18 protein-coding genes and 2 pseudogenes are annotated in these 25279 nt (G+C 48.8%); 9 read left to right on the top strand and 11 right to left on the bottom strand.

All coding sequences use genetic code 11. The annotated features are described in order from the left end of the window. Positions 1-48 precede the first annotated feature (48 nt). A complete protein-coding gene (locus tag PsAD13_RS09630) occupies positions 49-1065 on the top strand; it encodes a helix-turn-helix domain-containing protein (RefSeq protein ID WP_153040868.1) in 1017 nt (338 codons plus the stop codon). A gap of 590 nt (positions 1066-1655) precedes the next feature. Here PsAD13_RS09630 and PsAD13_RS09625 read toward each other — a convergent pair. Continuing rightward, positions 1656-2438, bottom strand: a complete 783-nt coding sequence (locus PsAD13_RS09625; RefSeq protein ID WP_063317995.1) for a nucleotidyltransferase domain-containing protein — start codon at positions 2436-2438, stop codon at positions 1656-1658. Positions 2439-2773: 335 nt separating this feature from the next. Between PsAD13_RS09625 and PsAD13_RS09620 the strand changes: the two are divergent. From PsAD13_RS09620 to PsAD13_RS09610, 3 genes and pseudogenes are all read left to right on the top strand, one after another. Beyond that, positions 2774-3791: pseudogene (locus PsAD13_RS09620) on the top strand (IS110 family transposase). A gap of 368 nt (positions 3792-4159) precedes the next feature. After that, positions 4160-4871, top strand: a pseudogene (locus PsAD13_RS09615) (IS6 family transposase). Between the two features lie 143 nt (positions 4872-5014). Next, the gene (locus tag PsAD13_RS09610; protein ID WP_063317993.1) at positions 5015-5305 is read left to right on the top strand and encodes a hypothetical protein; all 291 of its coding nucleotides are present in this window, start codon (positions 5015-5017) and stop codon (positions 5303-5305) included. A 124-nt stretch (positions 5306-5429) separates the two neighbouring features. Here PsAD13_RS09610 and PsAD13_RS09605 read toward each other — a convergent pair whose 3' ends face one another. From PsAD13_RS09605 to PsAD13_RS09585, 5 genes are all read right to left on the bottom strand, one after another. Continuing rightward, entirely contained in the window at positions 5430-5981 is a 552-nt protein-coding gene (locus tag PsAD13_RS09605) for a GNAT family N-acetyltransferase (RefSeq protein WP_063317992.1), read from the bottom strand. A gap of 111 nt (positions 5982-6092) precedes the next feature. Further along, positions 6093-7307 (bottom strand): hypothetical protein, encoded by a 1215-nt coding sequence (locus PsAD13_RS09600; RefSeq protein ID WP_063317991.1) that lies wholly within the window; start codon positions 7305-7307, stop codon positions 6093-6095. A gap of 47 nt (positions 7308-7354) precedes the next feature. Then, complete coding sequence (locus PsAD13_RS09595; RefSeq protein ID WP_063317990.1) at positions 7355-7897, bottom strand: tail fiber protein; 543 nt, start codon at positions 7895-7897, stop codon at positions 7355-7357. A gap of 9 nt (positions 7898-7906) precedes the next feature. After that, the gene (locus PsAD13_RS09590) at positions 7907-8422 is read right to left on the bottom strand and encodes a tail fiber protein (protein ID WP_063317989.1); all 516 of its coding nucleotides are present in this window, start codon (positions 8420-8422) and stop codon (positions 7907-7909) included. Between the two features lie 11 nt (positions 8423-8433). After that, complete coding sequence (locus PsAD13_RS09585) at positions 8434-8955, bottom strand: tail fiber protein (protein WP_063317988.1); 522 nt, start codon at positions 8953-8955, stop codon at positions 8434-8436. A gap of 479 nt (positions 8956-9434) precedes the next feature. Between PsAD13_RS09585 and PsAD13_RS09580 the strand changes: the two genes are divergently transcribed. Next, the gene (locus tag PsAD13_RS09580; RefSeq protein ID WP_084404687.1) at positions 9435-14201 is read left to right on the top strand and encodes a choice-of-anchor D domain-containing protein; all 4767 of its coding nucleotides are present in this window, start codon (positions 9435-9437) and stop codon (positions 14199-14201) included. A 1206-nt stretch (positions 14202-15407) separates the two neighbouring features. On the opposite strand, the gene PsAD13_RS27935 is transcribed toward PsAD13_RS09580, so the two are convergent. From PsAD13_RS27935 to PsAD13_RS09565, 3 genes are all read right to left on the bottom strand, one after another. Further along, the gene (locus PsAD13_RS27935; protein ID WP_206599764.1) at positions 15408-15575 is read right to left on the bottom strand and encodes an IS6 family transposase; all 168 of its coding nucleotides are present in this window, start codon (positions 15573-15575) and stop codon (positions 15408-15410) included. 236 nt (positions 15576-15811) lie between these two features. After that, the gene (locus PsAD13_RS09570) at positions 15812-16219 is read right to left on the bottom strand and encodes a VOC family protein (protein WP_063317985.1); all 408 of its coding nucleotides are present in this window, start codon (positions 16217-16219) and stop codon (positions 15812-15814) included. A gap of 425 nt (positions 16220-16644) precedes the next feature. Then, positions 16645-17217 (bottom strand): TetR/AcrR family transcriptional regulator, encoded by a 573-nt coding sequence (locus PsAD13_RS09565; RefSeq protein WP_063317984.1) that lies wholly within the window; start codon positions 17215-17217, stop codon positions 16645-16647. Positions 17218-17322: 105 nt separating this feature from the next. Here PsAD13_RS09565 and PsAD13_RS09560 point away from each other — a divergent pair, with 105 nt between their 5' ends. The 4 genes from PsAD13_RS09560 (at position 17323) to PsAD13_RS09545 (ending at position 23264) form a co-directional block, all read left to right on the top strand. Beyond that, positions 17323-18300 carry an SDR family NAD(P)-dependent oxidoreductase gene (locus tag PsAD13_RS09560; RefSeq protein WP_063317983.1) on the top strand — a complete coding sequence of 326 codons (978 nt, stop codon included), beginning with the start codon at positions 17323-17325 and terminating at the stop codon, positions 18298-18300. Positions 18301-18496: 196 nt separating this feature from the next. Beyond that, on the top strand, positions 18497-20326 hold the full coding sequence (locus PsAD13_RS09555) for a M10 family metallopeptidase C-terminal domain-containing protein (protein ID WP_063317982.1): 1830 nt from the start codon (positions 18497-18499) through the stop codon (positions 20324-20326). 740 nt (positions 20327-21066) lie between these two features. Continuing rightward, on the top strand, positions 21067-22494 hold the full coding sequence (locus tag PsAD13_RS09550) for a nodulation protein NfeD (RefSeq protein WP_084404685.1): 1428 nt from the start codon (positions 21067-21069) through the stop codon (positions 22492-22494). Continuing rightward, on the top strand, positions 22491-23264 hold the full coding sequence (locus PsAD13_RS09545) for a slipin family protein (protein WP_063317981.1): 774 nt from the start codon (positions 22491-22493) through the stop codon (positions 23262-23264). Before PsAD13_RS09550 ends, PsAD13_RS09545 begins: the two co-directional genes overlap by 4 nt. 629 nt (positions 23265-23893) lie before the next feature. Here the strand turns inward: PsAD13_RS09545 and PsAD13_RS28480 are convergent. Together PsAD13_RS28480 and PsAD13_RS09540 are read right to left on the bottom strand one after the other, a co-directional pair. Beyond that, positions 23894-24016 (bottom strand): hypothetical protein, encoded by a 123-nt coding sequence (locus PsAD13_RS28480; protein WP_275496448.1) that lies wholly within the window; start codon positions 24014-24016, stop codon positions 23894-23896. A gap of 47 nt (positions 24017-24063) precedes the next feature. Continuing rightward, a complete protein-coding gene (locus PsAD13_RS09540; RefSeq protein WP_208986514.1) occupies positions 24064-24918 on the bottom strand; it encodes an IS110 family transposase in 855 nt (284 codons plus the stop codon). Between the last annotated feature and the right edge of the window lie 361 nt (positions 24919-25279).

Raw genomic sequence — 25279 nt, 5'->3', positions numbered from 1 at the left:
AATTATTCCTACCAATTGATAGAATTATCGTTTTTCGGATTAAATGTCGTGATTGAAAAAATGCAAACACCATTTCGTTTGCTCTCGCATAGCACTCCTCAAAGCATAGGCTGGAACCACTGGGAAGAGTTCAGCGACAAAATTGCAGGTGCTGTGTTTTGTCGTTCCTCGGGCAAAAATCCTGTAAATTTCAAAGCAAATGTTTCAGCTACGTTGTTCGAAGGAGCTGTCTTAGGAGATATCCGTGCCAGCTCTCACGACTTCAAGCGCGATGCATTACGCGTTGGCCAGGATAATTTGGATTTCTTTTATTTCCAGCAGTTCCGAAAAGCAAAAACCACCAAGATCCATTCATTCAGAAACACTGAGCAGGTAAACTCAGGAGATTTAATTTTCCATAATATGACGGTTCCGTTTTCTGTTATTCACAATGATTACGAACTCACAACACTTGTGCTTAGAAGAGATGTCTTCTCTCAATTTCTTGATACGGAAGTAAGCTACCCTAGTTTTAAGATTTCGCGAAGTCGCGCTGAGTTTTCGATTCTGTCCAGCATAATTGAAGAGCTGCGTGTCAATGCATTGACGTTTGATCAGAAGATTTCTTCTCGGCTACTCAGTTGTGTTGTTGATCTCGTCGGCAGCATAGTTGGGTCTACACGTGATAAGGATCATCGTCTGACAACTGAGAACCGAAAATTCCTACAATTTCGGCAAGCACAACAGCTTCTTGTTGCACAAATAGCGAACTCTGCTGCGACCAGCGACAGTTTAGTCGAAGCAATCAGGCTGTCCCGTGCCTCAGCCTATCGCCTGTTTGAAGAGCATGGCGGTGTCATGCAAAACTTAAAAGGTCTCAGGCTTTCCAAATCCAAACAACTCATTGCAAGCGATCCAACGATTAAGATCCAGAAAGTAGCAGCTGCCTGCGGTTTTAAAAGCGCGAACCACTTCTCAAGGGCCTTCCGCGAAGAGTTCGAAATCTCCCCCCGTGATTACAAAGCGACCCAACGCCAACAACACTCATTCCCGACATCACGTTATATTTCTTGGGCATTGAGTTAGATTGTTGATATGGATAGAGAAGCCGTTAAGTAATGATTGCAATACTTTATTAGTTAGTGAATTATGTAGTAAAACCAAATATAGTTGTATCGATATACAATCATGGCCTCACTTGGACATAAAGCCCAATATATGTCAGCAGCAAAAATGTTGATACTCTCGACCATCTAAAGGATTCCAGCAAAGCGAGATTTCAGCTGCTGATTAATCTCCTTAAGCGCGCGATGGAAGAAAGATAAAGGCTAGCAATCAGACTATATCAATTGTTGATGGAAGTACGCAAATGTCCGGTTTTGACCCTGATTACAGACATGTTGCTGTGTGACCAGTGCGACATTTGGCAAAACTTAGGCAGCCCTAGTCAATGCTCGACTTCAACCTCGGAGCAATCTCACCCAACTTACGCCTGTAGACGCCGGTCTGTTGAGATTGCGATACGTGCCTTTGCGGGTAAACCTGCTATTCACCCAAACATCCCCAACGTTCCCGTAGCTTGCGGCAGGGAACGGAAGGCATTGTTTAGAATTACCTTCCGTAGAATAAAGTTGATCCAATTTCTGATCAGTTTAACGCATTAAAAATCTGCAAGCCTAGATGTTTTGTAGGGCGGCCAATACAATTTGTTTTGCTCTGTCTTGCGTTGAAACTTTCGAACTTCTCATGTCTATGTAGATAGAGACAGCATTTGCAGCGGCAAGCTTCAGTTGTTCCTTTTCAGGTTGGCATACGGTTGAAAGAAGCTGCATAGCAAACTTGGGTAGTAAGAATTCAATTTTCCTTACTCCTCTTGGCTCGTAGCCAGCCTGTTGCAAAGCTAATGGCCCAAGAACTTGCACTCGTATGAAGCTTAGGAAATCCAAGGCTTCAAAGTACTCGCCTCGACAAATTTTTCCCGCACAATAATGCATCCAAGTCCAGAATCTGTCTTCGACCCACTGCTCATCAAGCCTAGGGTAGGCACCATGTCCCTTAGCCCAAGCCTCGGAGAGTTGGTCGGTTCGTTCCCACAAAATTGTTGGCTCATCCACGCGGTCGGAGATATCGTTCACTTTGGCAAACTTAAAATCGATATGCAGTCCATCTGGGCCATAAAGTGCAATTACAAGTCTAGGTTCTCCGACATGATCTCCTGAGAAGGCAGACACAAGGTCGCCGAGCTCGGCGATCATTTCAAATCGCTTTGTGAATACTTCTTCGTAATGGAGAGGGTCGACGGCGACGACAAAATCTAAATCGCTATACTCATCTAGGGTGTTATCGCTGTATGAGCCAGAACATGCCAAGCCTACAATGCGATTGTCGCTTTTGAACTTGAGAATGGCCTGTGAAATAAAGCTACGATGTTGTGGAAGTGCTGAGCTAGGGAATTCCATTTTGTGGTCCTACATACTGGTTCGATTCTTCGTCTTAAAAAAATCGTCCGCTGGAACGCAGCATTTCCGAATATCAGCCTCATCTGGAAATGCAAGTACAAAGGTGCTTGAGTTTAGAAATACTGCGGCAGGTGGTGCAAGCACAGGAACTAACTTTACGTCTTGCATAGTAGTCAAATACATCCATGAAAGATCGTTCTCACAGTGTATCTGCTTTGCGAACAGCTTCAACTCTTGATGGAAGCATTCGTATATCTGATAATGGAATGGACCGCCTGCTCCCCCAAGACGCAGGCTCTTTAGTGATCCTGTTCTTATCAAACCGGAGCAGTCCCATGACCACAAAACTTCTCACAGTCGGCATCGATATTGGCAAAGACACATTGTACATCGTTGGGTTCAATGACGATGGTAGCTACGCTTTTCAAAAAAAGATCAGGCGTCTGTCCCTCGTGGATACGTTCGAGAGGTTGCCGCGCTGTATTGTGGGCATGGAAGCGTGCATGAGTGCACATTTTGTTAGCCGAACATTGCGCAAACTGGGGTTCGATCCGCGTATCATCGCCGCCAAATACACCAAACCCTTTGTCAAAGGCCAGAAGAACGATTACAACGATGCTGAAGCTGCGGCCTAACTTGAATTACGTTCAGGAAAAGAGCCAGGATCAACTTGATCTGCAGGCCCTGCATCGAGTTCGGTCCCTATTGGTCTCGCGTCGTACCGCCACCATCAACCAGATCCAGGCCTTCCTGTTAGAGCAAGGAATTGCGGTGCGCGCGGGCAGCAGCAGCTTGAGAAATTCTCTGTTCGCCATTCTCGACAATGAGATTTCTTCGCTCATGCACGACATCCTGATCGGCCTTTATGAAGACTGGCTGTGGTTAGACGAACGCATCGATGCGACTAGTACCGAGATTTAACAGATCAGCAAATATGACGGTGGCTGCCAACTGCTGATGAGTCTCCCCGGCATCGGACCCATCATCTCCACCGCGCTGGTGGCCGCCATCGGCAACGGATCTGCTTTTGAACGCGGACGAGACCTTGGTGCCTGGTTGGGTCTGGTCCCTCGCCAGTACAGCACAGGAGACAAGCCCATCCTCGGCAAAATATCGAAAGCCGGAAATCGCTATTTATGCATGTTGTTGGTTCAAGCGGCACACGTTTTGATGATGCGCCCGAAACTTTGGCAAAACTTGAGCTTTGGAGATTGGCTGGAGCGGGCATCCAAGCGAATGCATAAGAATAAATTGGCCGTCGCCCTGGCCAATAAGCTGGCAAGGATCGCCTGGAGCGTATTGTACAATTGCACGGAGTTTGACAGCCATACAGCTGACATGGAGGCGATCTAACCAGAATCTCCTTAAAAGTTTGCGACAGAGCATAAGCATGGAACGGAAGAAAGAACGTACTCAAAGTCAGAGGGCCATAATGGTGCTAAGTAACCTGTCCGCTAATTAGACTGTAGGTACGTGCGTATTACCATCGAGGGCACGGCCCACGCCGATTAGTAGATCGGATACATAGTAGCGACTTCAAGCTTCCAAGTAAAAACTCTCTTGCGAAACGCAGGCGGTCCATACATTGGCACCGAACTTCTAGCCATTCCTGACGCGTAGCGGCGTGACCATTTGCGGATGGGATGGATGATTCATGCACCACCTGCGCTGCTGCATGCCATATAGCATCACTAGAAAATCAAATTTAACAGTCCAAATTCATGAAGATGCCACGATTATTTGCTTGTCTGAAAAGCTTTCGTTTTCCTCGTGAAGTTTTCGCCTATGCCGTATGGGCGTATTACCGATTTTCAATGAGCAATGCTAACGTTGAAGATCTTCTCGCCGAGCGTAATATCATTGTGATCCGGGAAACTATACGACTTTGGGTCAGCCGTTTCGGGACTCATTTTGCATATTGCATCCGCAAGGATCCTCCGAAGCCAAACAATAAATGGCACTTGGACAAAGTTGTGATCGCCATAAACGGAGTGAAATACTGGCTCTGGCGCGCAATTGGTGTCGATGGTGACATCCGTGACATTGTTGTCCAACAGTGTCGGAACACCAAGGCGGCCAAACGTTTTTTCAATAAACTTGTCAAGCAATTCGGCGAACCAAGGGTTGTCGTGATAGCCAAGCTGCGCAGTTACATCAAACCGATCAAAACTCTGGTCTCTGGTGCCGATTACTGGACTCGCATGGGCTTAAACGGTTGCATCGAAAACTCTCACGGAACGATAAAAAAGTTGGAGAAAAGAAAAGGGCGTTTCAATTCACTCCGGTATGCGCAGCGATCCCTCTCCAACCATGACCAGACCAACATCATCTTCCGTCCCAATCGTTACAAACTTTCCTCTCACTCTTATCGTTATGTAAGATCCGATGCCTTTGGGCTTTTGGGATGGCTATATAGCTGAAATGATTACATAAAGTCAGCTATATGAGTACTTAGCCAACCTATCTCAGATAACCTGGCAATCCCGAGCGGGCACTATCATATTTTGATTTGAATGCGCAGGCCAGCAAGTGTTACCATCTGGCATTGTTTAAAAGGTTGTTTTCGGGAGCTTGTTATGGGTGCAGATGTGATGTCACTACAGGATTTTCAGGATATCCGTACAAAATCATTTCATATCAGTCAGTTGGAGGATCCTATCGAGTTGGAATTGTTGGAGGCCACCAAGCTAAAATCAGGCGGATTGAACGAGAATGGCTTCTCACTTTTGTGGCAAGGTCCGCTCACACCAGCTCTCTCGCAGGCAACGTATACGCTTGATCACGCAGAACTTGGCGCGCGCCCTTATTTCATCGTCCCCATTGGCAAAACCGAGGCAGGCTACCAATATGAGGCGATCTTTACCTAAGGCAGCTTTGCGGAAAGTAAGTCTCGTTGTCAGACAAACAAATGTAAAAATAGAGAGCTAAACAGCTTATCCATATCCTCTTAGTTACGAACTGCTTTGGGCACAATCACATAGCAATAGCAACTTACCCTTTGCTGTGTGTCTCACAATAGCTCGCAAGGATTGGGTTAGATACTTCCGAGCGGGTGGGTGCCCATTTCAGAAGATCGTAAACGCCCTTATCCTCGCACAAGGCAAATCCCAATCTCTTGTAAAGAGACATTGCTGGGTTATTTTTCTCAACATGAATACCGACCTTTTTAACCTGTCGGTCACCCTGCCTTAGAATCTGGCGAATAAGTGCCGAACCAATACCTTGCCCGCGAATCTCAGGCACAATTGCGATGTCGATAATGCGAATTTCGCACTCCCAGTCCTCAATATACAGCCGCCCGATTGCCACCCCTTCCAGCTCCACGACAAGCCATTGCGCCTCTGGGTAGTGCTTGCGATAGTGGGTCTGCTGCGCCTTAAACTGCATCTCAACAAAGGCTTGCTTATCCTCTTCACGCCAGCCGGTTTGGGCAAGTTCATTCTCGCGTGTTGTTCTGTAAAGCTTTCTCAAAATGAGCTGATCAGCAGGCCTTTCATCACGGAATGAAACCTCGCGATTTTTTGCAAAACGTATTGGCAGCATTCAATCTTTCCTCCCGCAGACTATCACTGTCCCAAACGCAGGAAGGGTGTTTTTACCCCTCCTTTAAGATGGAATGTGCCAAGGCACCTGCACACACCAGCCCGAGCAAACTTAGGGTGTGACGTCTATGGTGAGGGCAAAACTCTCAATATTACTGGCCAGTTGCGTCCAGCTTGCCTGCCAAAAGTCCTCGGTAATTTGTCGTGTGTAGGCAAGGGATTGACTGTCTGTGCTGAGAGCAAATAAGTTCAAATCAGTGTTTGCACCGGGCTGAAGGACCAGTTGAGAGCTGTTCCTACTTGCGGCGATCAGAGTTAGGGGAGACCAGCGGTTCAGTAGCTCACCCGTTTGGTGGGTGGCGAACAGAGGGCCTTCACCTCTGTCTCCCACCTGTGCCACCACATAAAGACCGCCATTTTTGTAGGTTCCCAAAGCCAGAGTTGACAGGTTTGCCTTGAAGGAAGCGAACAAGACCCACGGCATGAATTCGCATTGGCCAAGTCTGCTTTGCTGCTTCATGTAGATGTTGTTCTCGCAGCGGGCAAACAGAAACAACAGGCCCTCCGTGTTGGCCGCAACTTCCATTTGTTGAAACGGGCCAAGGCCGTCTTGCAGGTTATGCCACTCTCCCCAGTCTTCCACTGCAAACGGGTCTTTGCCCTTTTGCGCGCAGATATAGGCCTGACCTTCCATATCAAGACCTGCGAGCAGTATTTTTCTTTCGGTTAGACTTGAAGTACTCATCTCTACCATGGCTTTGGGGAGGGCATGCCAATCAGACCAGGTGATGTCCGGCGGCTCTGCAACCTCAACCCGCACAGCAATGGGCTCGGTGGAGCCCGGGGGGATAACCTTTTCTTCCCTGGTCTTAATCTGGTTCGGGTTTTGAAACTTCCACCATGTTTTAGAATCATCACCTGCAGCTGAACCAAACACGTTAATGAGACCGTTGAGACCGTGATGCACGGCGGTTGCAGTAAACTTTGACAGACCTGAAGGCATGCCTAGCTGGGTTGGCCTTGCCCACCTGTGTGACCTCTCCTCGCGCTGGTCCTCGGTGATATAAAGCAGCTCTGCAGCGGTATTTTGCTGCGCCAGCAACGCAACATATCCGTCGCGTGTTGTGAATGCCTGAAAACCGGCTGGAGAATAGGTCAAATCAGTCAGTGTCTTGAACTCATCAGAAAACCCGCTGTTTTCTGATGTTTGCTCATTGTAAACCAATCTCCCTTCTGCTGTGATACCACCGACAAACACCCGATAAACACCGGGATGATTGCTCTTGAAAATTGAAAATTCATCGGGGCTGAATTCTTGAAGTGACATGATACCCACCTTCTGTTGGCCGGGACAGGATTGCGGTGAAATTTTGCCTAGCTTCTGGAAGGGAAAACCCCTTGCAGTGCGATAATGTAGTTTAGGGTCAGGTACGGCTGCATATTGTCATGCGGCTGTCCGCCCCCCGTAGTCCCTATGGCCGCACTTTCCATGTTTACAGAGAGTGTTAGTGGTGTCGCATTTTTATTTTTGTAATAAAATGGCGGCCCGCCGGATGAGGTAGCAAGCGATGCTTCGGGTTGCGGTTCACCGATCGTGCCCAGACTTGAGGAAGCGCGCAGCATGTGGGTATGTGCAGGAATTTGCGCCTCATAAAGCGCAACAGCGCCAATCCCAGTCCTTTGCCCCAGCATCCTGGTAGTTAACCCCGGACCTCGCCCCGGGTGCATCGGTACGCGTCCTTGCAGGTTTGGCAATGCGGTAGTGGTTCTGCCATCGCCCCCATAGGTAGTGCCTATGAGTGAGAACAGCGCCGTATTCTGAGGGATTGGCAACAACTGGCCATCACAAAACGCCCAAGAGCGCGGCGCGAAGTCGCCCGCAAAAATTTTAATTTCAGCAAGAAACGGTTCTGCCATAAGGCGCTCCTATTGTCTGCTTGGATAAATGCCGACAAGTGCTACGATGAAATTGATACACAAGGCAGGCATTAAGTTTGTGTGCGAACCTGTTCCACCCGTCATTCCGATGGAAGACGGCCCCATATTTGTGTTGGTCGCACTCGTGTTGAACACATTGAACATCTGCTTTCCGAGCAACCGGCTCTGCGGCGACGGACTGGTCGCCTCCGCATTGCTTGCATGGAAACTGTGGGAATGCGTGGGAATTTGACCCCTCATCAGTGTCACGTTCTCTGAACCAAATTTGGTTCCTAGCCGGCGATTTGAAAGCCCGGATCCCTGACCTGCGTGCATTGGTAGTCGGCCCCTAAGGTCAGGGAGGCCAAAAGTGATCCGACCATCGCCGCCATAAATTGTCCCAAATAAAGAAAAGAGAGCATCATTTTGACTGACAGCCAGTAACTGGCCATCACAGAATGCCCAACCGCGGGGTGCAAAGTTTCCCGCAAACATTTTGATTTCACCCACAAATGGTTCTGACATAATGAGGCTCCTTAATTGCGGGAGGGGAAAATCCCCTTAAGAGCTATGCAATAGTTCAGCGCCAATGAAGGCTGCATATTGTCATGCCCCTGACCGCCCCCGGCATTGCTTATGGAAGTTGCATTCATAGTGACGAGTGAGGCGGTATCCATTTCGACAAAAGAATTCAACCCAACAGCATCTTTCGCCAGATAATGGTCACTTAACGCTCCGGGGCCAAAGCTATCAGCAGGGTTATCCGTAGCTGTCAGAGCGTGCTTGTGACTTGCCAGCTGGGCCACGGAAAGCGTAACGCGCTCATATCCGCCTTTCTGGCCAAGTTGGTGGCCTTCCCCTTTATGGAGCGGACTGCGAGATCTGAGATCTGGCAGGGCAAAAGACGTTCGCCCATCACCGCCATAGTTAGTGCCCAGCAGCGCATAAAGAGACTGATTTTGCGTGATGGGCAAGATCTGACCATTGCAAAATGCCCACCCCCTGGGCGCAAAAGTGAAACCGATTATCCTAATCTCAGCAAGGAAGGGCTCTGCCATGAGAACTCCTATTGGTCTTTCAACTGGAAATCCAACTCAGTACAATCATCGGGTGATATCTGTAGTTATTGCCCATACCGTTCTATTTTCTAGTGTAGACGGACATATAAACATCGTAATTCTAATGGTTTTCATGCACTTCACTCTCAATTATTCCCTCCGCAGACTGGCCCTCTTGAGTCTAAATGCCAGACAGTCAATTGATACAATTATACAATTATACAATTCACCTAAGTAGGTGTTTACCTGTCAGCATCTTTCAACTGCATAAATATAATCTGATTAGCTACGAATAAAACGTGAGATGAATACTAGATAAAATTATCTCCTGCTCTTTAATTCATCGTCCTATACTTACTTAGATTCGGGTGTGATTTTTCAGTAGTAGTCAAATAAGAAAATCGTATTGGGTGTTATTGCTGCACTCTTGTTTAACCGGGTACCTTTACTGCTCAATCTATTCAGTTTTTGAGGATCCGATGCCTCACGTGAAGTGCATAATTCCCAAAACTGGCCTCAGTATACTGCTATTCTTTGGGGCTCTTCTTATTCTGCTTGCCTGCTTTGCTGATCCTGTCAGAGCGGGACCGATTACCTGCCCCAAAATGGCAGAGGGTGAGAGGGTTTATGCCCGGCTTGCTGATGAAACCTGCGGCAGCTCTTTTGATTTTTCAGCTCCAGTTTCAGTCGAAAACCACTTCAATAACAGTGATATGTTTAGAATTTTCGGCTTTCCAAACCGCCCTTCTAACGGAACCGGCGTCACCAGCCTGACAGTCACGCCCAATGCCTCCATTTCCATCTCGGACATCCCAGATGGTAAAGAAATTACGTGTGCATCAGGCTGTACTGTTGAGGTGAGTGGCACCTATGATAGTGGAGACGCATTTAGCTTCAAAGTTGTGAACGCTGGGGGCGGAAATACTGACCTTGAGATTGAAGATTTTGTTGTTGGCGCGGCTACCAGCCCAGAAGCAGACGTCTCCGTGCAGGGCGGATCAGCCGTTGCAGACGGGGGAGCAGATGATGTTGGCTCAGTAGCTGCAGCAACGCAGCACACGCGGATATACACTGTAACCAACAGTGGAACGGCTGACTTAACGCTTGGAACCATCAGCGACAGCTCGCCCACCAATGTGACTGTCGATTCACACAGTTTTGGCTCAACAACGGTCCTATCCGGCAACTTCACAACCCTGACCGTAAATTATACGCCGACATTTGCCGGTGACTTTGATTTCACTTTGTCCTTTGTGAACAACGACGATGATGAAAGTCCCTATAACTTCACAGCGAGTGGCACAGCAACAGGTGCGCCGGAGTTGGATGTGAACATTCAAGGCGGGCCTGCTGTTGCAAGTGGCGGGACTGATGATGTGGGGACGAAAGCAGCAAGTGCTCAGAACTCGCGCATTTACACGGTCAAAAACAATGGTACTGACGATCTGACGCTTGGAACCATTTCAGAGAGCAACCTCACCAATGTTTCGGTAGACTCTACAAGTTTTGGCAGCACGACAATAACCCCCAGCAACTCCACAACGCTTACGGTCATCTATACGCCCACCCTTGCCGGAGACTTCAGCTTTGATCTGTCCTTTGTCAATGATGACGGCAATGAGAACCCCTATTCAATCGCATTAGAGGGGACTGCGACAGGAGCTGCTGAAATCGCTCTGGAGGATTCTGATAGTAACGCCATTGCGGATGGGGGCTCGGAAAGCGTTGGAACGCAATCAGCTGCAAGCCAGCACACTGTTTCATTCACAGTGCTGGCACAAGGTACAGACACACTGACCCTTGGCAGTCTTTCATCGGATAATGAGAGCAATGTGAGTGTCGATTCCACCAGTTTCGGCTCCACATCGCTGACACCGGGTGACAACACGACCTTGACGATCAATTATAGCCCAACCCTGACAGGATCGTTCAGCTTCGACATCTCCTTTGTCAACAATGATAGTGATGAAAACCCTTTCAATATTACGGTAAGCGGCACCGCCTCTGGAGTGCCGGAAATTGATGTGGCTGTTCAAGGCGGGTCTGCTGTCGCTGATGGAGGCACCGACAGTGTTAGCTCCGCGACCGCCCTTGTCCAATCAACGCGCACCTACACCATCACCAACAATGGCACCGATGATCTGACGCTCGGCACCATTTCTGACGACAGCGCCAGCAATGTAAGCGTCGATTCCCATAGTTTTGGCAGCACAACAGTTTCTGCGGGCAACTCCACAACCCTGACCGTCAATTACACACCAACACTGGCCGGGACATTCAGCTTTGATATCTCGTTTGTCAATGATGATGGCAATGAGAACCCCTATGACTTTACGGTGAGCGGCAACGCTTCAGGAACCCCGGAAATTGCCGTTTCCGTTCAAGGCGGATCAGCTGTGGCAGATGGAGGCACGGACAGTGTGGGCACATCTACAGCGGGCGCACAGACCTCACGGGTCTACACAGTCCAAAACGCAGGCACGGGCGACCTGACGCTTGGAACGATCTCTGATGACAGCGCAAGCAATGTAAGCGTTGACTCCCACAATTTTGCCAGCACCACAGTCACTCCCGGCAACTCTACGACTCTTTCAGTCACTTACACGCCAACGCTCGACGGTGCCTTCAGCTTTGACATCTCCTTTGTCAATGATGATGGCGACGAGAACCCCTTTGATCTGACAGTAAGCGGAACGGGCAGCGGTGCGCCGGAAATTGCTGTTTCCATTCAAGGTGGATCAGCTGTGGTAGATGGGGGAACGGATAGTGTGGGCACATCCACAGCGGGCGCACAGACCTCACGGGTCTACACAGTCCAAAACACAGGCACGGACGATCTGACACTGGGAACCATCTCCGATGACAGTGCCAGCAATGTGAGCGTCGACACCCACAGCTTTGGCAACACAACAGTCACCCCCGGCAACTCCACGACCCTAACAGTCACCTACACGCCAACGCTGGCCGGTGCCTTCAGCTTTGACATCTCCTTTGTCAATGATGATGGCGATGAAAACCCTTTCGATCTGACAATAAGCGGAACGGGCAGCGGCTCGCCGGAAATTGCGGCCTCCTCATCAGAAAGTGGCATTATTTCCAGCGGCGGAACGGACACCATCCCAGCCACAAAAACCGTCGGTGTTGCCTCATCCATCACCTATACCATCACCAACAGTGGAACAGGCACGCTGACGCTCACCACGCCGGTCACGGGAATAAATGTCACCAGCACCTCAGAGGCGACCGTGGATAGTTTTTTGCTTGCAAGCGACAGCGTCGCTGCAAGCGGAGGCACAACCACGCTGACCGTCAATTACACCCCCACAAGCGCAAGGGCGTTTGGGTTCACGTTCTTTCTTGCGAGCAACGACAGTGATGAAAGCTCGTTTACTGTGGTGGTCAGTGGTACGGCGGGGTCCAAAACTATCGTAGTCACAAGTGGAGACAGTCAATCAACCACTGTAACAACCGGCTTTTCCAATGCGCTTGAAGTGACGGTGGAAGATGCAAACGGGGCAGCGTTAGCGGGAGAAACCATCACCTACACTGCTCCCTCGTCGGGAGCAAGCCTTGATACCACTTCCCAGTTTGCAACAACAAACGGGTCTGGTGTGGCCACGTTGAGCGTGATCAGCAATACTGTCTCCGGTTCTTTTATCGTCTCCGCCAGTGTGGATGGAGCGGCTGATCCTGCGGAGTTTAATTTGGTCAATCTGGCGGGCGCAGCAACGGGCTTCAGCGTGGTCTCTGGAACACCGCAATCGGTGCATACAGGGCAGGACTATGAGGACAGGCTCGTTGTCAGACTGGTGGATACCAATGGCAATGGCGTTCAGGGGGTTTCAATAGACTTTGCAGCCCCCACATCCGGGGCATCTGTTACATTCCAGTCCAGTGGCACGAACACTGAGACAATTACAACGGATTCAAACGGCAAGGCCACCAGCTCGGCTTTAACGGCAAACAATGTTGCCTCCCCCCAGCTGAGTTCCAATGCCTTTGAGACATATGCGGTAACGGCCAGCACCTCCGGATTTTCTGTGCTCAGTTTCTCGCTCTCCAACACCCGCAGTTCAGAGGAAGACATTCAGCGCACAAAAACAGTCATAGCTGCCTTTGTCGCCAATCGGATAGACAGCATCGTTGCTGAACAGCCCAGCATCGTTGCCCGCTTGAAAAACGGCAGTTATGGGCAACAGCGTGATTTGAACAGCTTCTTTTATGACGTTTCTGAAAACAACATTTCCGGCTCCTTCCAGTTCAGCTACATGGCGTTCCAAAGCCGCATGAACAAAATGGGCGTCCCCGCCGCTGATGCCATCACATCTCGAATTGATGATAGTTATAACGCGCTCTTTGCAGATAGCTCGAAACCGCTGAGTCACAACTTCAAACAGCCTTTTCGCTCAATGGAAGAGGGGCTTGGAACCGGCGACGAGGCTAGATGGGCTGAAGACGGCGGCGAGTTCGCGCAGTCTGGTTTTGATTTTTGGGTACAAGGTGTTTATGCCAAAGTGAACAATCAGGATTTTGAGAGCGAGAACGCCCTGATATTTGCAGGTGTTGATTATCGCTTCCAAAACTCCGCGCTGCTTGGCGTTATGGCTCAGCTAGACATTTCTGATCAGGATAACAACACGGCCAAAACCTCTGCCAGTGGGGTTGGCTGGATGTTTGGCCCCTACGGCGTGGCTCAACTGCACAATAATGTGTTCGTTGATGCCCGCATAACCTATGGCCGCTCAAGCAATGATGTGAATGCGCTTGGCCTATTCACGGATGGATTTGATACACAGCGCTTTCTCTTGCAGGGCGCTGTGACAGGTGATTTTCAAGTGGGTCTGATCACCCTAAATCCCTTTGCGCGCCTCACCTACTTCTATGAGAAACAGGAGAGTTACACTGATAGTCTGGCGAATGTGATCCCTTCCCAAGATTTCAATCTGGGGCGTCTGGAGTTTGGCCCCCAAGCCTCACTGGATTATCAGAGCGAAACAGGCCTCATTTTTGCGCCTTTCCTGTCTTTCTCAGGGATATATGATTTTGATAAGCTAAAAAACGATATCCCAACCGACGCCGTTCTCTCCTCCTCAACAGAGGATATTCGCGCCCGCATAGAAGCTGGTGCGGACATCTTCATCCCCTATGGCAACATATCCATCCGAGGCGAAGGATTTTACGACGGAATAGGTGTCTCAGACTTCGAAGCGTATGGCGGTAAACTGAACATTCTGGTTCCGTTTTAATTTATTGATGTTGCTAGATTTCTTTCGGAAACTCACGAAAATCAACATTCATAATCCAATAAAGTCACAACCTACCATCACTGCTTTAGTGTGATCCAGATGCCATGTTTAGGCGCTTCAGATGCATCAATCATAAAGTGCATTCGAGAACCATAAGGTCTCAGACCTTCGCTATTGCAGCTTAGAACTGAAGACCATGTTACGGACATTCGTACGAGGCTGAGGCATTCCCAACTAGAGCGAAGTTTCAACTGTAAGTCGGTGTCTCTAGGCTGAGGATGGAGGATGGAGGATGGAGGATGGAGGATGAAAATAAGGCCTCCTTAGTTGGACTTAGTTCAGTTTTGTGCAAAGCCTTTCGCCACTCTGAGCAAGATAGCCTTGTTATCGGTGTTGAGGGACGACAAGATCTCGGCGGTCTCCTCAATCTCAGGAAATACTGTTTCGCTGGAGATGATGTAACCAGGACAAACTCCAAAGGCTTCATAAAATGCAATAAAGTTGGGAGCCACTGTTTGTTTACATTCCAACAGCTAGAGAATGTATAACTCTCTTCTTCCGGTTGCTTCGACCAGCTTATGCTGAGAACGGTCATCATCGCTAATTGTTGTTAACGGCTTTGTTAGTTTGTTTAGCTTGACCTTGAGGAGGCTTCCCGCGGCTCTGTTTGTGGGCGTAATTCTGCTATGTAACCGTTCCATAGACTGAATGCACCAGCGCGTACATGGCTGTGAGTTGGCTGAAAGGCGGTGGCGTTTCAGAGGGAAAATAGCAGCAACCTGATGTGCGCGGATAGAAATCTCTGTGCTTGCCGTGCAGACTTAAAATGGCCCATGATCTTTTCCCGCCGTCGCGTATGACGATGCGAAGTCTCGCCCGGTTGTTCAAGCCTTTGTGCTAGCGGTTGCTCAAGACCTGGTGTGATTTCTTGTCTGGCTGCTCCGTAGGAGCCAAGCTTGTCCTTCATCAGAGCGTGCGGCATGCTCCAACGCCTGAAAACTTATAAAAGAATGGCTTGGCTGGCTTTTTTGTCACGACACGTTTGCGAAAGGATATCAAGAGTATCGCCATTCCCGTCGACAGCCCGCCACAGCCAATAGGTAACGCCGTTGAACTTGACGACACCTTCATCAAGGTGCAACTAACATTGGCTGCTGTCCGGTCCTTCTGGATTTTTCCAGCAAAAATGTGCTCAAACTTGTGCACTCAGTTCCAAATTGTCTCAAAGTTAAGCACTATTCCCCGCGCCGCCAGAAGATCTTCAACATCGCGCTGGCTTATGGCGAACGGATGATAGACCCAAACCGCTTTGCCAATGATACTGCGTGGGAAACGATAGCCTTTGAGACAAGGAAAAGCGTCAAGATCAATCATAGTTATCAAATACCCCAAGCAGCTAAAAGCAACAAGGTGGCAGTACCTAGCATGAAATCTGAAGAGCAAGCTTCTGCAATGGGCAGGCTCGCCACCTCACGTCCTTACACTTTTGAGTGTTCTCCAAGCCCCATTTTACCGCAACGAAGCTGACAAAATCCACCTACACGGCGTCCACTTGATATTGTGAAGCGTCAGAGCCTGCGCCAGGTTAAGCGTCTTTGTTGGGTTTGGAACTACAACGTATGACCGCCATCAACAGGTTCCAACAGTTCGATCATGTTTCCAAATGGGTCATGGACCTTCTTGCGGTAGTGGCCGAAGAGGATTGTGTCATCCGTTACCGTGGCACACGCTGCCCGTAGATTCTTCGCCAAAGCTGCCAGGTCATCGACAACAAGTCCTGGGTGACCAACTGTTACTGGCGCAAATGGTTCACTGCCGAGCAAATGCAAATTAACCGAACCTGATGAGAACCAACAACCGGCATGGCTACTAGCTTCTTGAGGGCGTTCTATTTCTTTAAACCCCAGTAAGGTACCATAAAACCGCCTCGCATCTTCAACACCATCGGGTGGGATCGGCAGCGCGAAATGCTGCATGAGCAGTACCGTCATATTCAGATCCTTTGCGTCTGCATCCACAACGACCTTCTTATCAAACTACAATATGAGTTAGCTTTCTAAATTGGCGATAATTTAAACAAGTGTGAGCTGAAAAGCCAAGTGCGCACGAAGAGCTTGCTTTGCTCATCAACTTATGTGGTTAGGGCTTTGTTACACGGCCAAATGAAAAGATTAACCCAGACATCTATGGAATGTCTGGGATACGTCGTCGTTCGTTTACCGGTTTGCGACTTGGCAAGCGGTAACCATCAAGGCCAGCAGTCATATTTGCCGTCTAAACACGCCGGACAGATGACCGCATATGATTATTGCTCAAATCAGATCAATATGCCTCGCAAGGTAGAAACCACTCACATGGAACACTCGCTCAGCCTCTCACTGCCGGTAACTAAGGTGCCCTTATAACCTCGCATGCGTTCATTTTAACATCAGGGTCTCTCAACTCAAACACTTGATAAAGCTTTGACAAGTGCCAAGATCTCATCGGCAAAGTTGTCAGCTTTTACTGGACGGTTATGGAAAACTGTTCGGTTGAGAAGTATTGCTGGGACGAGCTCTGCTAGCAGATCCAATTGAGGATGATCAGAACCCAATAGCCTGGCAAAAAGCTGACGAAGTGGTTTATCGTCATATCGATCACGAATAGCGTCAGCAATACCCTTATCTTCCCTCAATGCTGAGATTACTCCGGGTAGTAAATCTGGTTTTGAAGCATAAAACTCAGTTTTCTCCCGAATAACAGATGCCAAATCCGCTGCGGCGTCATCACTGGAAGGAAGTGGAGGGTCAGGAAAAGCGCGAATAGCGTCAGTTACTAAGGCTTCTTTTGTTTCCCACCTTCGGTATATCGTACCGAGCCCACTTCCGGCTTTTTCTGCCACATCCTGAACTCGAAGTTTATCAAACCCATGTTCGATAATTAACTCAGCCGTTGCAGCAAGAATAGCGTCGGTCCTGTTACGATCCCGCTTACGACCGCGGGTAAGCTCAGCTCGCTGGCCTGATCTCTTATTCATGAAGACTTCCTAATTACTGCAAAGGTTGATTTCCATGTCAAACTTCTATATCGATTATTCGGTAATTAACAATTCCGGAATTAGATATTTCCGAATGAGGGGGCCATGACTTCTAAAAATGCTTCAATTATCAAGCAAGCGAGTATGGTGCTCAACACTTTCACACCACAACGAAGGAAACCAAATCCCGTCTATGCAATCCCTGAAGAAGACAAGCACATATCAGGTAAGACAATTGTGTTTACGGGTGGAACTGATGGTATGGGGCGAGCCGCTGTTAGTACACTGCATAAGCTCGGGGCAAACCTGATCATCTTAGGTCGCAATGAAGAAAAAGGGATGGCAGTTGCACGCGAGCTAAATGCCGTTGATGGAGGGTTTGCGCAGTTTCTATCCTGTGATCTGGCATCAATGGAGAGCATTCGCTGTTGTGCTGAACGCATCATAGCCACTCACAAGCGCATAGACGTCCTAGTCAATTGCGCAGGTGCTCAAGTCCCAAAACGCACCATCACAGCAGATGGGTTGGAGAAGATGTGGGCGATTAATTATATTGGCCCCTTTTTGCTTACGAACCTTTTGCTAGAGCGTCTCAAAACCTCTGCGCCGTCAAGAATTGTGAATGTTTCCTCCGAAACGGAAGCACTAGGCCATATTAATTTTGAAGATCTCCAAACGAAACACGGCTTTGATGCGCTAAAACCCTATGCTCAGGCAAAGCTCGCGCTCAATGCGTTTACAGTTGAGCTGGCTGAGCAATTAGAAAGCTCAGGAGTCACTGTAAACGCGCTTAATCCCGGCTTCATTCGTTCCAACTTGCTGCGGGATCTAAAAGGCATTCCAGGTATTTTTCGGCTCATCATGCGAATTTTTGCCTCTCCACCGGAAGTAGGAGCTGATCGCATAGTAAGGCTCGCTATTTCGTCGCGATACAGCAGTGTAACTGGCACCTATACCGATGAAGACAAGATTTCTGAGCCCAATCCGGAAGCGAAAGACACAAGTATCAGAACAAAGCTTATGCAGATAAGTGATGCTTCAACGGCTAGATGGAGAGCATCTTTATCAGAAGCCTGCAAATGATCCGTCAATCTCTGCAGTGAAGTAGATATTAATTTTGTTATAATGCAGCAACTTATGCTGAGAATTCCGTGATAATTAGTAATATTATAGTATAAATCAAAATAAACAACTTGTGCAAGATGTACATATGAATATTGATAGTATGTAAATAGTGTATATCGTAATTCGATAATTTAATTTATCGGAATAGATTCGCATGTCGACCAACTATAACTCCAATAAATCTATATTAGTGGAAAAGGGAGATGCTCCTGCCCACTTTGATACTCCGTACACTCTCACCCCGAAGGATACTTTCTATGGGTCTTTGAAAAGAGGCGGAGATTCAGATTTTGTTGCGATTGTCCTTGAGGCGGGGGTTGAGTACACGATCTCCATGGACAGTGAGGGGTCCAATGGGCCATCGGACACAAGTTTGGTCTTGTTCGATCCCAACTCCAGGCCTGTCGCGTCGGACACTGAAAATGGGAATGGTAGTAAATCCGAAGTCACTTTCACACCTGAGAAACGCGGCACCTATTATGTTTTGGCTACCATTGGTGCAGAGGGAAATTCTTTTGGAGACTATCAGCTTAGTATAACCGAGGAAGCTGGCTCTACTGAAGTTCCGGTAGATCCAGACGCTTTTTCAAATGACCAGATTGCACATCAGTTGACTGATGCATATTGGGGATATCGCCGGGCATTTGATGTGGAACCTGGAGAGGCGATCTCGGTCAATATTTCTGGTTTGACAGATACCGGCCAATACCTGGCAAAGAATGCTCTTGACGCATGGTCAATGATGACTGGCATCAATTTCGAATTTACAGATACCTATGCAAAGATAAACTTCGACGACAATTATGGCGGAGCTTATGCAAGCTCCAACACCTTTTATGGTGAAATTGAGCGATCATTCGTCAATGTTAGCGCGGACTGGGTTGATCGATATGGAGCGGACTTAAACTCGTACTCCTATCAGACATATATTCACGAAATCGGACATGCGCTAGGGCTGGGGCATGCCGGCCATTATAACGGAGATGCTACATTCGGCGTAGACAATCATTATTCCAATGATTCCTGGCAAGCGACAGTCATGTCATATTTTAGTCAGCAGGGAAACACGAACATCGATGCCAGTTATGCGTATGTGGTCACGCCTATGATCGCCGACATTCTTGCTATGCAAGATCTTTATGGAACGGCAGGTAACTTGCGTACTGACGACACCATCTACGGCGAAAACTCCAATGCTGGAGGATATTACGATGATATCGCTGGCATGGTTCCGGTGACCTTCACCATTCTGGATGATGGTGGCAACGATAGCATCAACTTCAGCTCTGTGACTAGTGATCAGCGGATTTCTCTTGTCGAGGAAACCTATTCAGATGTTCAGGGCTTGAAGGGCAATCTTGCCATTATGCGTGGAACCGTGATTGAAAATGCATATACCGGTTCTGGGGATGACGAACTGATTGGCAACGACGCTCACAACAAGCTTTTTGCAAATGAAGGTCACGATTTGCTGGATGGTGGGCGTGGCAATGACTGGCTCTATGGCGGCAGCGGGATAGATCAGCTCAAAGGTGGCAAAGGCAAGGACAGGCTTTACGGCGAAGATGGTCGAGATACTCTGGATGGAGGAGTGGGCAACGATAGGCTCTACGGCGGGAAAGGCGATGATAACCTGCTTGGAGGCAATGGAAACGATCGCTTAGATGGCGGCATAGGCAATGACGAGCTTGATGGTGGAAAGAGGAGTGACCTCCTCACAGGAGGCATCGGTGATGACATACTTTCCGGTGGCAAAGGCAAAGACACTTTCATCTTTGCGGCTAACTCTGGAGATGACAGGATTACCGACTTTTCGAGCGGGCTAGATGTCATCAAGTTTATCAAGAATAGCGTCACCAGTCTTGAAGAACTCACTATTTTGGCTTCGGAGGATGGCGCGCTCATTTCCTACCAAGGTGGTTCCATCGTGTTGTCCGATATCGGTGCCGATCTAATCAGCGCTGATGACTTTATGTTCGTGTAAATAAAGTGTGCTCCAAGCGCTTGTTCTTCTTACAATTTTCTTGGAGCACAGTTCAACGTCAGGCTGTTATGCATAGAGTGCGGCAGCATCTGAGGAGCTACTGTCATGTCTGCGCTATTTTTGAGCAGATGAAGAGAGAAAACAGCTGGCTGCACGAGAGCTTCCGAGGTTAACGCAAAGCATTCAAGTAAAGCATTCAAGTAAAGCCGCCTACTCCAAATGCTAGGGCCCGGTAGCCTGTTCAAAATCCTGCTGCATTGCGTCAGTCATTAAACTTGCGCGGGATCGTAGCATCTTTGTTGCAGTCAAAATTAGCTCACAAGATATAGAATTGTGTTTTGAGGCATGGTGCTGGATGCCCCTCTATGATGACCATAAGGCTCTGAGATTTCACCGAACTCATTCGTAGCAATGATTGAAATGTCGCATGTAATTTTTGACAGTCCACCCATTATTAATGCAAGATTTTGGTCGCCTTCATCGAACGCTCTCAAACAAGCAGACTCGCGAACAAGTAATTTTCTTTTTAAATGCAAGCAGCTTGGAGGTACCTTAAGCTCTTAGAAACTGTCTTATTCACCAAAGTCCCCATTACACGCGGCTTGTGTCAGTATAGATACCGATAATTGGCTGTGACTTATAACAGCAATTCTTACTTGATTACGTTAGTCATCACATTCCCTTATGTAGTTAGTGAAGTGATCCATCTGTAACCAACTAAAAACAGAACGCACCTTAAAATGCGATTGGCGGCAACAGGAACGGAATGGCAGATTGCAAATCTTAAAGGTCTAGGATTTGCCTGTATTCAATGTGTCGTATTTCTGGCAATTCTAATCGGTAGCTTCTTCATTTTTGCGCTTTTTGCTACGAGCTACTGTAACGCCCAAACGGATCGGACCGCCCCACTTATCCGTATTGAAGGCGCTATAGGGCCGGCCACTGCTGACTATGTGACACGTGGCCTCCAATCCGCCCAGGAAGATGGAGCCACGCTTGTCATTCTCACCTTGAACACCCCTGGTGGTCTAGACACTGCAATGCGCACCATCGTCCATGCCATTTTGGCATCTCCGGTTCCAGTTGTTGGGTATGTTGCACCGAGCGGTGCCCGTGCGGCCAGTGCCGGAACCTATATTCTGTACGCATGCCATATTGCTGCCATGGCACCGGGAACCAATCTTGGCGCTGCGACACCGGTTCAGGTAGGTGGTGGTTTTCCCGGATCAGAAGGCTCTGACAACGACGAGGACGAAGAGACAAGTGCGGCCCCGTCCTCCTCCGACAAAGCTATCAGCGATGCGAAGGCTTATATCAAGAGCCTTGCCCAGTTGAGGCACCGAAACTCAGAGTGGGCGGAAAAGGCGGTCAGCGAAGCTGCCAGCCTAACGGCGGTCGATGCTCTTGAGGAAGGGGTCATCGACTTTATTGCCGATAGTCAAACCGATCTTCTTCAGCAATTAAATGGGAGGTCCGTAGAGTTGCCAGAAGGGCAGATTACGCTCAAAACTGATAATTTGACGATTATTCCGGTGGAACCAGATTGGCGGACCGAGTTTCTTTCTGTCATCACCAATCCGAGTGTTGCCTATATCCTGTTTCTTATCGGCATCTATGGCATCGTTCTGGAATTTTACAGCCCAGGTATTTTCATCGCAGGGATTACCGGTGTGATCTGCCTGCTTTTAGCGCTCTACGCCTTTCAGCTGTTGCCAGTAAACTATGCCGGTCTGGCTTTAATTCTTGTCGGGCTCGGCCTTATGATTGCTGAAGTATTTGCGCCCGGCTTCGGCGTGCTCGGACTGGGTGGTGCCGTCGCCTTTGTGCTGGGCTCAATCATGCTGATCGACAGTGACACTCCAGAGCTGGAGGTATCTCCTATGCTGATTGGGTCGATCGCAGCTGTTAGTGCAGGGGTTTTTCTCGTCATTCTTTATCTTCTTATGCGCTCCAAGGGCCGTGCCGTCGTAACAGGGCGGGAAGAAATGCTCAGCAGTAAAGCCGTGGTTTTGGACTGGAATGGAAGAGAGGGGCACGTCAGAGTTCATGGTGAAGTATGGCAAGCAACAAGTACAACGCCTTTAATGCCGGGCCACACCGTCGAAGTATCGGCTATTGAGGGGTTAACCCTCACCGTCTCTCCCCTTAAAAGTGAGGACCAGTCATGAACGAACTGCTTAATTATTCCTGGACTTTGACTGTACTGATTCCACTCTTGATTGTTTTCTCGTCATTGAAGATTTTGCGGGAGTATGAGCGAGGTGTGATCTTCCTGCTAGGGCGTTTCTGGAAAGTAAAGGGTCCAGGTTTGATCATCGTTCTTCCGGGTATCATGCAGATGGTTCGGGTGGATCTGCGCACACGCGTCTTAGACGTGCCTGAGCAGGACGTAATTTCGCGCGACAATGTTTCCGTCAAAGTCAATGCCGTCGTGTATTTTCGCGCCGTGGATGCTGAACGGGCGATTATACAGGTTGAAGACTTCCTTCAGGCGACCACCCAACTGGCTCAGACAACGCTGCGCTCGGTTGCAGGTCAGCATGAGCTTGACGAAATGCTCGCATCGAGAGATCGGTTAAACGCTGATATTCAGCGTATTTTGGATGAACAGACGGAAACCTGGGGTATTAAGGTGTCAAATGTGGAGTTAAAGCACATTGACCTTGATGACCGCATGATCCGGGCAATCGCAAAGCAGGCGGAAGCAGAGCGGCTACGCCGCGCCAAGGTCATCGACGCGCAGGGCGAACAGCAAGCGGCAGAAAAGTTTCTAGAAGCCGCCGGAATTCTCTCTCAGAACGATCAAGCTATGCAGCTGCGTTATCTGACAACCCTGCAGACAATCGCGAGCGATAGAAGTAATACGATTGTCTTTCCAATGCCAATGGAACTAATAGGCCGACCAATCGCAAAGGGTCCTGCCGAAGAGCAAAAATGAGGCAGTGTTTCTGAGTTGCACCGACAGGAATGTGTCTCTCAAGGGCTCTAATACAGTTGGTGGAAGGAGTTTTGCGTTCAGGTTCGACCCCAGAAGTAACTTTGGGATCTCTGATGGGTAAGGTGATGGCCTAGAATAGGGAGACTACAGGCACCCCGATAGTCAAGGGTGGAGCAGGTCAAGTGGTCGTAGCATTTGAAAAACGTATTGCAGAGCGCAATAAGGCAATGCGAGAAGATCCCCCGATCATTGATCGAGTTGAGAAGTAGAGATGTTGTGGCCTCGTACCAAGGACTGTATCTTGAAGAAGTCTCGTTTCAATGATTGCACAACATTTTACATAAGCTTTATTCAACCTCAGCTAGAAGTGCCCGAATAACCGCTTCTCTAATCGGGCGTTGAGGTCAAGCTCTTTTTCCTTTTCATTTAGATCATATCCATCTCCGGGTCACGCTTCTCTTCGCAGTCTGGGTCGCTCTTTACAGTGAGCGGCTGCAAGCATGTGCCGGAATGGTTGTAGAGAGCCCCGCTATTGGACGCGCTTTCATGGCGCAGCAGACATTTTCGGCTTCATCTACAAACCTCGTCCAGAGAGGACGATCCTGCCGTGATATTGAGGTCAGGCTATATTATGCAGCAACCTCCAAGCCATCACGACAGAACGATGTATCATTGACCCACATGCGATGCATGACAACCGCGAGCTTTCTGGCTACCGCGACAACAGCACGGCGGCGCTCTTTGGTCCGCATCAGGCGCATCCCCCAGCTCTTGATGCTGGATCCGCCAGTACAGCGGGTTAGCATTGCATTAGCAGTCGTATAAAGGGCAGAGCGGACCTCCATGTCTCCTGCTTTAGAGATCCGGCCAGGATTATCAGTTCTCCTGATTGAAAACGCCTCGGCGTTAAGCCGAAGTGGGCAGCAACCGTTCGCGAACTCCTGAACCGCGCCGGGTCATCCATGGCGGCGACAAATGAGAGCGCTGTTATTGGGCCAACGCCGGGGATTTCCATTAGTCGCAAGCAAACTGAGTTAGTGCTTGCAGCGTGTTTAACGCGCTTGTCCAGCTCTTGATACGTTTGCAGTAACGCAAGCCGCGGAACCAGAGCCAGGCTCAAATCCGGATTGGCTTCGATACACGGTCGCACTGTTGCATCAAAGTGTGTGTGTTTAATCCGTTCCGGCAGGCGTAGGCCGTAGACTTTCAAGAGCCCGCGTACCTCGTTTGCCAGATCTATGCACTTACGCAAACATGCCTTGCGACTGCTCATGAGCGTGCGCATTGCATGTGAACGGTGACTTTTCATATGCACTGGGCTATACCAGCCGGAACGCAGGACTTGCGCTATGCCGCGTGCATCATTCTTATCGGTCTTGTTACGCATGGCCGACAGAGCCGCATGCACTTGCCTTGCCTCCATGCAGACAACGTCAAAGCCATGTTGTTCTTTCAAACCGTAAAACAGAGGTAGGCTCATTGTTCCAGCTTCAAAGCCAAGACGGGTGATAGGCAACGACGCCTGGGCCAAGGTACTAACGATAACATCAACTTCGCAGGCAACCGAGCGTTCAAATACAATCTTGCCTTCGCCGTCAATCACACAGATCGAAACAGACCGTAAAGAAACATCCAAACCAGCATAGTATTCCATGGTGCTCTCCCATCCTCGCAGCAATATGCTGCAATCTTAACAAGAGCTGACCTCTCATGAAGGACGACCCCGATTACGCATGCTATTGTCCCACCGTTGGCATCAGCATCTCACTGAAAAGAGTTTTCACAGTCAGCGAAAGACCGGTTTGTCCGCATCTTACCAGCTCACACTCCGAGATACTAACGACAGTCACCCAGCATGTTCTTTAATTGTTCTGATTTTTGGCCACTTTTGCAGCTTAGGCCCCCACAGGCCTTTTATGTACGCGAAGTCAACGAATTACACAATCTGACAAAGTCGTTGATAGGGTCTAGCTGAATGCTAATGGATTTCATTAGAGCACGTTGCGATCTTTCTC

Source organism: Pseudovibrio sp. Ad13 (genome assembly GCF_001623225.1).
Classification (GTDB): Bacteria; Pseudomonadota; Alphaproteobacteria; order Rhizobiales; family Stappiaceae; genus Pseudovibrio.
Note: the sequence above shows the minus strand (reverse complement) of the source record. Positions and strands in the feature narration are given on the sequence as shown.

What these genes read in the sequence shown, in the direction of transcription:
- PsAD13_RS09625 (WP_063317995.1), bottom strand. Translation starts at nt 2,438, where the DNA reads ATGGAATTCCCTAGCTCAGCACTTCCACAACATCGTAGCTTTATTTCA.
- PsAD13_RS09610 (WP_063317993.1), top strand. Translation starts at nt 5,015, where the DNA reads ATGGGTGCAGATGTGATGTCACTACAGGATTTTCAGGATATCCGTACA.
- PsAD13_RS09605 (WP_063317992.1), bottom strand. Translation starts at nt 5,981, where the DNA reads ATGCTGCCAATACGTTTTGCAAAAAATCGCGAGGTTTCATTCCGTGAT.
- PsAD13_RS09600 (WP_063317991.1), bottom strand. Translation starts at nt 7,307, where the DNA reads ATGTCACTTCAAGAATTCAGCCCCGATGAATTTTCAATTTTCAAGAGC.
- PsAD13_RS09595 (WP_063317990.1), bottom strand. Translation starts at nt 7,897, where the DNA reads ATGGCAGAACCGTTTCTTGCTGAAATTAAAATTTTTGCGGGCGACTTC.
- PsAD13_RS09590 (WP_063317989.1), bottom strand. Translation starts at nt 8,422, where the DNA reads ATGTCAGAACCATTTGTGGGTGAAATCAAAATGTTTGCGGGAAACTTT.
- PsAD13_RS09585 (WP_063317988.1), bottom strand. Translation starts at nt 8,955, where the DNA reads ATGGCAGAGCCCTTCCTTGCTGAGATTAGGATAATCGGTTTCACTTTT.
- PsAD13_RS09580 (WP_084404687.1), top strand. Translation starts at nt 9,435, where the DNA reads ATGCCTCACGTGAAGTGCATAATTCCCAAAACTGGCCTCAGTATACTG.
- PsAD13_RS27935 (WP_206599764.1), bottom strand. Translation starts at nt 15,575, where the DNA reads ATGATTGATCTTGACGCTTTTCCTTGTCTCAAAGGCTATCGTTTCCCA.
- PsAD13_RS09565 (WP_063317984.1), bottom strand. Translation starts at nt 17,217, where the DNA reads ATGAATAAGAGATCAGGCCAGCGAGCTGAGCTTACCCGCGGTCGTAAG.
- PsAD13_RS09560 (WP_063317983.1), top strand. Translation starts at nt 17,323, where the DNA reads ATGACTTCTAAAAATGCTTCAATTATCAAGCAAGCGAGTATGGTGCTC.
- PsAD13_RS09555 (WP_063317982.1), top strand. Translation starts at nt 18,497, where the DNA reads ATGTCGACCAACTATAACTCCAATAAATCTATATTAGTGGAAAAGGGA.
- PsAD13_RS09550 (WP_084404685.1), top strand. Translation starts at nt 21,067, where the DNA reads ATGCGATTGGCGGCAACAGGAACGGAATGGCAGATTGCAAATCTTAAA.
- PsAD13_RS09545 (WP_063317981.1), top strand. Translation starts at nt 22,491, where the DNA reads ATGAACGAACTGCTTAATTATTCCTGGACTTTGACTGTACTGATTCCA.
- PsAD13_RS28480 (WP_275496448.1), bottom strand. Translation starts at nt 24,016, where the DNA reads ATGCGGACCAAAGAGCGCCGCCGTGCTGTTGTCGCGGTAGCCAGAAAG.
- PsAD13_RS09540 (WP_208986514.1), bottom strand. Translation starts at nt 24,918, where the DNA reads ATGGAATACTATGCTGGTTTGGATGTTTCTTTACGGTCTGTTTCGATC.